The organism is Isoptericola sp. NPDC060257 (assembly GCF_042726645.1).
GTDB lineage: Bacteria > Actinomycetota > Actinomycetes > Actinomycetales > Cellulomonadaceae > Isoptericola > Isoptericola nanjingensis.
Genome location: NZ_JBHXAW010000441.1, coordinates 1 through 2,104, shown reverse-complemented (window position 1 = coordinate 2,104; position 2,104 = coordinate 1). Strand labels below are relative to the sequence as shown.

The following is a 2,104-nucleotide window of genomic DNA, read 5'->3' as shown; positions in this document are numbered from 1 at the left end:
TCGCACCGTCCTGCCCGGCGGTCAGGTCGGCACCGGGCTCGCCCGCGGGGACGAGCGGAAGGTGCCAGGACATCAGAGCGTCAGGCCTCCACCTGGTCCGTGGTGGCGGCGTCGGCGGCGGGCTCCTCGGCCTTCTCGTCCTCGGTCACCGCGACGAGCGAGAGCTTGCCGCGCGGGTCGATCTCACCGATCTCGACCTGGACCTTCTGGCCCACGGACAGCACGTCGTCGACGTTCTCGACGCGCTTGCCGCCCACGAGCTTGCGGATCTGGCTGATGTGCAGCAGACCGTCCTTGCCCGGCGAGAGGGAGATGAACGCGCCGAACGACGTCGTCTTGACGACGGTGCCGACGAAGCGCTCGCCCACCTCGGGGACGTGCGGGTTGGCGATCGCGTTGATCGCCGCGCGGGCGGCCTCGGCCGAGGGGCCGTCGGTGGCGCCGATGTAGACGGTGCCGTCGTCCTCGATGGAGATGTCCGCGCCCGTCTCCTCCTGGATCTGGTTGATCATCTTGCCCTTGGGCCCGATGACCTCGCCGATCTTGTCGACCGGCACCTTCACGGAGATGACGCGCGGGGCGTTCGGGGACATCTCGTCGGGCACGTCGATCGCCTCGGCGAGCACCTCGAGGATGGTCAGGCGCGCGTCGCGGGCCTGGGTCAGGGCGCCGGCCAGGACCGACGCCGGGATGCCGTCGAGCTTGGTGTCGAGCTGGATGGCCGTGACGAACTCGCTGGTGCCGGCGACCTTGAAGTCCATGTCGCCGAACGCGTCCTCCGCGCCCAGGATGTCGGTCAGGGCCGCGTAGCGGGTCTCGCCGTCGACCGTGTCGGAGATGAGGCCCATGGCGATGCCCGCGACCGGCGCCTTCAGCGGCACGCCCGCGTTGAGCAGCGACAGCGTCGAGGCGCAGACGGAGCCCATCGAGGTGGAGCCGTTCGACCCCAGCGCCTCGGACACCTGGCGGATCGCGTAGGGGAACTCCTCGCGCGACGGCAGCACGGGCACGAGGGCCCGCTCGGCCAGCGCGCCGTGGCCGATCTCGCGGCGCTTCGGGCTGCCGACGCGGCCCGTCTCACCGGTGGAGAACGGCGGGAAGTTGTAGTTGTGCATGTAGCGCTTGCGCGTGACCGGCCCGAGCGAGTCGATCTGCTGCTCCATGCGCAGCATGTTCAGCGTGGTGACGCCCAGGATCTGGGTCTCGCCGCGCTCGAACAGGGCGGAGCCGTGCACGCGCGGGATGACCTCGACCTCGGCGGACAGGGTGCGGATGTCCGCGAGCCCACGACCGTCGATGCGCACGCCGTCGGTGAGGACGCGCTGGCGGATGAGCTTCTTCTGCAGGGCGCGGTACGCGGCCGACAGCTCCTTCTCGCGGCCCTCGAAGCGCTCGCCGAGCGCGCCGAGCAGGCCCTCCTTGAGCTCGTCGAGGCGGTTCTCGCGGTCCTGCTTGTCCGCGATCGCGAGCGCGTCGCGCAGCGTCGTGGAGACCTCGTCCTCGACGGCGGCGAACGCGTCGTCCTGGTAGTCGAGGAAGACCGGGTAGTCCTTGACCTCCTTGGCCGCCTGGGCGGCGAGCGAGGCCTGCGCCTCGCAGAGGGCCTTGAGGAACGGCTTCGACGCCTCGATGCCCTGGGCGACGACCTCCTCGGTCGGCGCGGCGACGCCCTCGGTCTTGATGAGCTTCCAGGCGTCGTCGGTCGCCTCGGCCTCGATCATCGCGATGGCGACGTCGTCGCCCACGATGCGGCCGGCCACGACCATGTTGAAGACGGCGCGCTCGAGGTCCGAGTACTTCGGGAACGCGACCCACTGGCCGTCGATCAGCGCGACGCGCACGCCCGCGACCGGGCCGGAGAACGGCAGGCCGGAGATCTGCGTGGACGCCGACGCGGCGTTGATCGCCAGGACGTCGTAGGCGTCGTCGGGGTGGATGGCCAGGACGTCGATGACGACCTGGACCTCGTTGCGCAGGCCCTTGACGAACAGCGGGCGCAGCGGGCGGTCGATGAGGCGGCAGGCCAGGATCGCCTCCGTCGAGGGGCGGCCCTCGCGGCGGAAGAACGAGCCGGGGATCTTGCCGGCGGCGTACTGCCGCTCCT

1 protein-coding gene is annotated in these 2,104 nt (G+C 70.9%); it reads right to left on the bottom strand.

Annotation, left to right across the window (positions count from 1 at the left end):
* Positions 1 to 80 precede the first annotated feature (80 nt).
* On the bottom strand, positions 81 to 2,104 hold a 2,024-nt coding region (locus ACFWEK_RS21085), incomplete at its 5' end, for a polyribonucleotide nucleotidyltransferase (protein WP_430555306.1).